Here is a 6,799-nt window from a genome sequence, read left to right on the forward strand (position 1 = left end):
CGAATTATTGAATAATTTCAGCGTTTTTAAGTATCTCCGGATTGATAATCACACCCAGCTTTTCTGCGATCTTCAGGTTCAGATAAAGCCTGACCTTCTTGTTTGTAACTATCGGAATATCCGATGGGCGGGTACCGCCAAGAATACGCAAAGCTGTCGTTGCGGACCATTCTCCCTGTTCCTCAGCTATTTTTGTCATACCGATTAATGAATAGGGCGGCATCCAGTCCATAGTTGCACCAGCAGGTATTTTTGTATTTTCCAGAACAAAGGCTTGAGCTTCATTATTATCCCAGTCTGTTATTCCGGCATTATTTTCAAGTATAACGATGTCAACTTCTTCTTGAAGCTTTAGAAAATCTCTTTTCCATTCTTCAAATGTCGTAACATGATATTTTCTGGTGAAATTGATATTATATAATTTCGTATAATATTCTGCATTCTTCCGATCAGTGGCGGTATTTCCTGCAATAAACCCGATCCTATCACCCTTTGAATACTCCTTCAGATAAGATATTAGCTGCGGCGTTAGACTTACTTCTATCATTCCAGCAGTATTTTCGTATGGTCCGCCATAAATAGAAACATCCCAGTTTATACCAGAGAAAACAACAGGCAGGGCTGCATCCCTGTAATAAGGCATTATTACATATTTGAAAGCAGGGTCATCGGAAGTGATAACAACGTCAGGCCGAAAATCTTCAAGAACAGATTTTGCTCTCATTCCTGCCTGTTTTCCGAAATCTTCAGAATCGTTTCTCCTGGTATCCATCCTGAGGATTTTAAGTTCAACACCTGTATTATTAAGTATGTTTTCAATACCTCTTGTCTCACCGTCGCTCCACTCATAGCCTGCATTATAAGAATCTATGTATAGAATTTTTTTACCTTCAAAAGTTTTCGTGGATGCTTCACCGACTTTGATATCCTTTGTGGGACTTTCAGTTGCCATGCTTTCAGTTATAGTACTTCCAGTTGTCATGCAGCCAGAGATTATTGTTATCAAAATTATGCCAACCAGTAACAGGGTTACTTTTGTTTTCAAAATTTCTACCTCTTTTTTCTATTGCCTGTGATGTTTCTGTTAATTGACATAATTTGCAAGTAGGGAATTCCATTTAATTATAATGATTGTCATAATGATAATGTACTATAAATAATTAACTCGTCATAGTTTTTAGACGAAATTTATTTAGCTGCCGACCTATTTTAAGAGTGAAGTAAGTGGGAGATATCGGGTAAAAGTGGCAGAATTATCGAAAAGGTGTGAAGTAGTTATATGAGATTGTTGATTTCAAGCTGTTTGGAGTTATCATTTATACATAATTATAGACAAAAAGATTAATTTTATATACTTAATGTACAATATACATTACATAAAGGTGATATAATTTGACAGAAAGTAACCATGAAAAAACACATAAAATCTTTCGTTTGGCGATTCTAATCGCTGTTGTGGGTGGAGTTCTGATAGGAGTTATAAAGAACAATCCCATTATCGCTTTAATAAGCGTGGTTGTTGGAATAATCCTGTTGTATAGTATCCAGAGAAAGTATAAAGTGATAGTGGCAGATGAAAGAATACAAGTGATATGGCTAAAAGCAGGCAATTCAACCTTTAGAGTGTTTACTGTTGGGTTTGCATTATTATTTTTTATCAACTACTATTATCCTTTTATAAGACCATTGACATCCGAAGATGCAGGCAGCCTGTTTGGATACATCGCTGCTATCATGATGACATGCCATCAGTTATTCTTTGCATATTACAAAAGCAGAATGTAGGCGATAGAGCATGAAAAATACTCTTAAAGTACAAAGGGCAATTCATGATATGACTCAGGATGATCTTGCAAAAAAAGTGGGTGTTACCAGACAAACTATAAACGCCATTGAACTGCAAAAATATGACCCGTCCTTAAGTCTTGCCTTCAAACTGGCAAAATTATTTAATGTGAGAATTGAAGAATTATTCAAATACGAAGAAGAATAGCTTTCAAGCCTGTTATTCTCTGTACTTACCTTCGTATTTTGAATAAATATGAAAAATCTTTCGTTGAAGGGTATAAATACTTTCAAAAAGAAAAAAGTGTATTATGACAATAAAAATTTTGGGACGATATATTATAGCAGACCCTTCTATCTGTCATGGGGAACCAACCTTTAGAGGAACACGCATCCTTGTTAAAGATGTTCTTGAACAGATAGAAAGCGGAATGGCATGGGAAGCGATCATAGAAGAATGGGGAGGAAAATTGACACGAGATGCGATTGCAGATGCTATTCACCTTGCTCGTGAGGCATTGAGTGTATATGATCCTGAAATTAGCACGGAATTCGCCTGTACATGAACATTCTGGATGAAAATATAATGGAGAGCCAGACTCAGGTTCTTCGAGGCTGGCATATAAAAGTTCAAAGGATTGGTCATGAAGTTGGTTTTCTGGGTATGAAGGATGAAGAAATAATTCCCTTGTTACATCAATTACGATATCCCACATTTTTCACTCGTGATCTTGGATTTTATGATCGGCTTTTATGTCATCCAAATTATTGTATCGTATGTTTATCCGTATACCAGCATGAAGTTGCAAGCTTCATACGGCGCTTTCTCAAACATCCGGCTTTTGATAATAATAAAAAAAGAATAGGTCAAGTAGTTCAAATATCCCACGTTGGAATACGAATATGGCACTTGCATGCTGAAAAAGAAGAAGAAATTACTTGGAATTTGTAGTAAACTTCTTCTCTTATTAGGGCTTTTTAGTTGCGCGGATTTTTCTTAATCTTTTTGTTCATTTTCTCCCAAATTACTTCCATCTTTAAGTTTCCATTCTTTTAAACCATTTGCACTTCTTCCCATTACAACGGCCGCTGCAGTTGAAGGACTTGAAAATAAATAATCCTGATTGAATTCAAAATCAATTACAATTTTTTCATTTATTATTTGAGCCCTTTTCTTTTTAAAAGATTCAGGCATTGATGGAACCTCTGTACTTGCGATTTTTGATCCTTTAAAAACCACAAAGCCTTCTGAGGTCATTATTCCAGTAGCTACTGCTCCTCATGCTGCAGAAATAAAATATTTATCTTGTTTTGAAGTTAATGATTTAGTTAATTTTTCAAATATCCTAAATCCAAGTGCTCCAACAAGAAGTTTCAGGTTTATTGAAAATTCACTCATTATGGCAATTTCTGCTTCAGAAATTGCCGGCTTTGTAGGAACATTAGAATTAAAAACTTTATAACGATTTGCTTCAACAGCTTCATCATGTAATGAAAACTCTAAATATTTTATATGTGCTTTATTTAAATTTTCATCTTTACTTATAAAGGCAAGGGCTTCAGTCCAAAAGTTCTTTTCTTGATGCTGATACAGCCTTTTAAAAACATCTTCAGCTTCTCCTATATACGGTTTCCTTATCATATTCATTGTGTCCAATTAAAAAATATACTCCAGGTTTTTTTAGCTCACTTCGAGTTGAAACATCTTTTAAATTATTTCTAGGAATTTTATAGCCTTTTCCAGTCCAGTTTGATAATTCGCATGCTATTACCCCATCTGGAGTTCCGTCAATTAAAAATAGTGAGATTGATTTACCTAAGCTAATGTGAGTCATGGATGCTAATCATCTTCCCCTATTTCCTCCTCCCTATCCCTATCCTCATCTTAACATCCTCTACATCCCAATCCTTCACAAGCTCGCCCTCTACCTCAACCTCAGGGCCTATTGACAATGATTTCGCACGTACCTCACCGGCTATGAAATTCTTCATTTCAAGAACAAGTACTGCAACCCTTTCATCCTTGATCTCCACGTTTGCCCTTATCTCCTCTTCCACGGCAAGATCAAGCTCTTTTCGCATATCCTGGATCCTTCGGATGACTTCGCGTGAATAGCCTTCGGATTCAATTTCCCGCGTAAGCTCGGTGTCCACATACACATCCCCTGCTGAGAATCCCGCTGCTGCAATGGCAGGCGGGATCAGGTCTTTGAAAGTCACCATATCGGCGGTGATGGTTCCTGCCTTCAATTCGAAACTTCCGGTTTCCAGAATGGATTTCTTTATTGCCCTGCCGTCTGCCGTCTTTAATTCGGCAATGACTTTTCCTGCATCTTTCTTAAAAGCAGGACCAAGAACTGCATGATTGGGCAGGACTTCAACGCCAAGCTCATCGAAAGTTTCACCGGTCTTTAATAAGACGATCTCCTTGGCGTTTGTCTGTTCCTTCAATACGGTCTCAAGGCTCAAAACAGCCTCATTTACGATTTCATTCTTTGGCGCAACCACTATTCTTTTAACAGGCCATCTCAATTTGCGCTTGAGTTTCTGCCGTGCATTCGATGATGCTTCAACAATTTCCCTTATGATATCCATCCTTTTCTCAAGCTCAATATCAATAAATTTCTCATCCGGACCCTGCCAATCGCACATGTGAACGCTTTCAGGCGCATCCGGATGGATATTTCGCACAAGGTTCCCATACATTTCCTCAGATATATGTGGTGCAAACGGAGCCAGCACTTTTGTCAATGTGACTAATACTTCATATAAAGTATAATATGCTGCAAGTTTGTCAGGGTCATTCGCCTCAGTCCATGTCCGTGGCCTTATAAGCTGGATATACCATCGCGAGAGGTCCTCAAGGATGAATTCCGATATTGGCCGCGTGGCTTTATGAAGATTGTACTCGGACATTGCAGTTTCAACCTTTTTGATCAGGCTCTGCACTCTTGACAATATCCATTTGTCCTCAACCCGAAGCGGCAGGGCGGCAAGACGTTCTTTAACGTCTACAGGATTGAAATTATCAAGGATCATATAGGGCAGCGGGAACCGATACACATTCCAGAGGATGTTGAGCATCCTGTTGATTGTCCCGACTTCTTCCCATATGAATTTCAGGTCATCCCATGGCGCATTCTGTGAAAGCACGTACAGGCGAAGGGATTCCGCCCCATATTTGTTAATAACATCATCAGGAGAAACCACATTGCCAAGACTCTTTGACATCTTCTTTCCTTCGGTGTCAAGGGTAAAACCATGCATCAGGACGCTCTTATAAGGCGCTTTCCCGAAAGAGACCATGCTTGCTCCCATCTGGGAATAGAACCAGCCGCGGGTCTGGTCATGGCCTTCGGTGATAAAATCAGCAGGCCACCATTCCTTATATGTTTTCTCATCGCGCGGGAAATTCAATGTCGCCCATGATGCTACTGCTGAATCAAACCATACATCGAACACGTCAGGAACCCGGGTCATTCTCTTTTCGCATTTACTGCATTTGATATGGATATTGTCTACATAGGGCCGGTGAAGGTCTGTGAGATTTTTCACACCCGACCTGTTCTTTAACTCTTCCATTGTTCCCATTACTTCCGTCTCGCCGCAAAAATCGCATATCCATACCGGGATCGGGATGCCCCAGTACCTCTGGCGGGAAATGCACCAGTCGCGGGACCCTTTTACCCAGTCGGCAAAACGGGCTGAACCTGCCCAATCAGGGTACCATTTCACTTTCTTTATTTCCTCAAGCATTTTTTCCTTAAGGTCGGTGACCTTCAGGAACCACTGTTCTGTGGCAAGATATATTATCGGGGTCTTGCATCTCCAGCAATGACCATACCTGTGCAAGATCTTTCCGCTTGCCAGCAGGAGATCTTTTTCAGAAAGGTCATCAAGAACTACTTTATTAGCTTCCCTGACATGCATTCCTTTATATTCGCCTGCTTCCGCGGTATATTTCCCATCAGGCCCGACAGGACAGAAAATGGGGAGCTTATATTTCATTCCCAGTTCAAAGTCGTCAATACCGTGACCCGGCGCGATGTGGACGCAGCCCGTATTTTCAGCAGTAACAAAGTCTGCCATATAAACATTATGAGGGAACGTATTTTGTTTTGGCACTTTATGACCGAGGGGGGCTTTGTATTCGATCTTAAGATCTTCACCCAGAATAGTCTCAAGAATCTCAGATTTCTTGTATCTTCCCTGTTTCAGGACATTTTTCAGAAGTTCTTTTGCCATTATCAGGATCTCTTCCTTCTCGTTCCTGACCGCCCTTACTTTTACATATTCAAAAGAAGGATGGACCGCCACAGCGATATTGGCAGGAATAGTCCAGGGGGTTGTTGTCCATATTACTATAAAGGTATTCTCCTCATCGGCAACAGGGAACTTGATATAGACCGAGGGATCTGAAACATCCGAGTATTCAACCTCGGAGTCGGCTATGGCAGTTTCACATCTGGGGCACCAGTTCACGACCCTTAGACCTCTTTCAAGAAGGTTCTTTTCATGCGCTTTTTTAAGCGTCCACCAGGCAGCTTCAATATATTCATCACGCAGCGTCATGTATGGATCTTTCCAGTTGAGCCAGACACCCAGGTTCTGGAACTGGAGAGTCATTTCATCACGATGTGAAAGAGCGAATTCCTTGCATTTTGCCACGAAATTTCCCACACCGTATTTTTCAATATCCTTTTTTGATTTGAATCCAAGAACTCCTTCAACTTTTACTTCTATGGGAAGACCATGCATGTCCCATCCTGCCCTGTCAAGAACATGGAAACCGTTCATGGATTTATAACGCAGTATTGAGTCCTTTATAATTTTATTCCAGGCAGTTCCAAGGTGTATGCGTCCGGTAGTATAAGGCGGGCCGTCAACGAAAAAGAATTTCTTCCCATCTACCCTTTGTTCTCTCACCCGGGAATAGGCATCAATTTCTTCCCATAATTTATGGATTTTCTGTTCAAGTGATTTAGCATCATATTGCCCGGCTTCTTTTAGCATA

The 6,799-nt window shown here is 40.1% G+C and carries 9 protein-coding genes; 4 read left to right on the plus strand and 5 right to left on the minus strand.

The features are described from left to right. Positions 1 to 4: 4 nt before the first annotated feature. Positions 5 to 1,045, minus strand: coding sequence for an ABC transporter substrate-binding protein (locus CL181_RS08395; protein WP_097298864.1), 1,041 nt, complete (start codon positions 1,043 to 1,045; stop codon positions 5 to 7). A gap of 347 nt (positions 1,046 to 1,392) precedes the next feature. Between CL181_RS08395 and CL181_RS08400 the strand changes: the two genes are divergently transcribed. The 4 genes from CL181_RS08400 to CL181_RS08415 all read left to right on the plus strand — a co-directional run bounded on the left by CL181_RS08400 (position 1,393) and on the right by CL181_RS08415 (position 2,737). After that, entirely contained in the window at positions 1,393 to 1,785 is a 393-nt protein-coding gene (locus tag CL181_RS08400) for a DUF2178 domain-containing protein (protein WP_097298865.1), read from the plus strand. 10 nt (positions 1,786 to 1,795) lie between these two features. Continuing rightward, positions 1,796 to 1,993: a helix-turn-helix transcriptional regulator gene (locus tag CL181_RS08405; protein WP_097298866.1), complete on the plus strand. Its 198-nt coding sequence runs from the start codon at positions 1,796 to 1,798 to the stop codon at positions 1,991 to 1,993. A 103-nt stretch (positions 1,994 to 2,096) separates the two neighbouring features. After that, the gene (locus CL181_RS08410) at positions 2,097 to 2,351 is read left to right on the plus strand and encodes a DUF433 domain-containing protein (RefSeq protein ID WP_097298867.1); all 255 of its coding nucleotides are present in this window, start codon (positions 2,097 to 2,099) and stop codon (positions 2,349 to 2,351) included. Beyond that, entirely contained in the window at positions 2,348 to 2,737 is a 390-nt protein-coding gene (locus tag CL181_RS08415) for a hypothetical protein (protein WP_097298868.1), read from the plus strand. Before CL181_RS08410 ends, CL181_RS08415 begins: the two co-directional genes overlap by 4 nt. Positions 2,738 to 2,782: 45 nt before the next feature. Here CL181_RS08415 and CL181_RS20850 read toward each other — a convergent pair whose 3' ends face one another. Genes CL181_RS20850 through ileS form a run of 4 tightly spaced genes read right to left on the minus strand, consistent with a single transcriptional unit; the run spans position 2,783 to position 6,798 of the window. Continuing rightward, positions 2,783 to 3,043 (minus strand): DUF4357 domain-containing protein, encoded by a 261-nt coding sequence (locus CL181_RS20850; RefSeq protein WP_217993125.1) that lies wholly within the window; start codon positions 3,041 to 3,043, stop codon positions 2,783 to 2,785. A 21-nt stretch (positions 3,044 to 3,064) separates the two neighbouring features. Then, on the minus strand, positions 3,065 to 3,433 hold the full coding sequence (locus tag CL181_RS20855; RefSeq protein ID WP_217993126.1) for a GIY-YIG nuclease family protein: 369 nt from the start codon (positions 3,431 to 3,433) through the stop codon (positions 3,065 to 3,067). Further along, entirely contained in the window at positions 3,396 to 3,620 is a 225-nt protein-coding gene (locus CL181_RS20860) for a hypothetical protein (protein ID WP_217993127.1), read from the minus strand. The genes CL181_RS20855 and CL181_RS20860 overlap by 38 nt, the downstream gene beginning before the upstream one ends. Positions 3,621 to 3,639: 19 nt before the next feature. Then, positions 3,640 to 6,798, minus strand: coding sequence for an isoleucine--tRNA ligase (ileS, locus tag CL181_RS08425; protein ID WP_097298869.1), 3,159 nt, complete (start codon positions 6,796 to 6,798; stop codon positions 3,640 to 3,642). Position 6,799: the final 1 nt, after the last annotated feature.

Source organism: Candidatus Methanoperedens sp. BLZ2 (assembly GCF_002487355.1).
GTDB lineage: Archaea > Halobacteriota > Methanosarcinia > Methanosarcinales > Methanoperedenaceae > Methanoperedens.

Excerpts from the sequence above, each read along its gene's own strand:
- CL181_RS08405 (WP_097298866.1), top strand. The coding sequence starts at position 1,796 with ATGAAAAATACTCTTAAAGTACAAAGGGCAATTCATGATATGACTCAG.
- CL181_RS08410 (WP_097298867.1), top strand. The coding sequence starts at position 2,097 with ATGACAATAAAAATTTTGGGACGATATATTATAGCAGACCCTTCTATC.
- CL181_RS08415 (WP_097298868.1), top strand. The coding sequence starts at position 2,348 with ATGAACATTCTGGATGAAAATATAATGGAGAGCCAGACTCAGGTTCTT.
- CL181_RS20850 (WP_217993125.1), bottom strand. The coding sequence starts at position 3,043 with ATGACCTCAGAAGGCTTTGTGGTTTTTAAAGGATCAAAAATCGCAAGT.
- CL181_RS20855 (WP_217993126.1), bottom strand. The coding sequence starts at position 3,433 with ATGAATATGATAAGGAAACCGTATATAGGAGAAGCTGAAGATGTTTTT.
- CL181_RS20860 (WP_217993127.1), bottom strand. The coding sequence starts at position 3,620 with ATGACTCACATTAGCTTAGGTAAATCAATCTCACTATTTTTAATTGAC.
- ileS (WP_097298869.1), bottom strand. The coding sequence starts at position 6,798 with ATGCTAAAAGAAGCCGGGCAATATGATGCTAAATCACTTGAACAGAAA.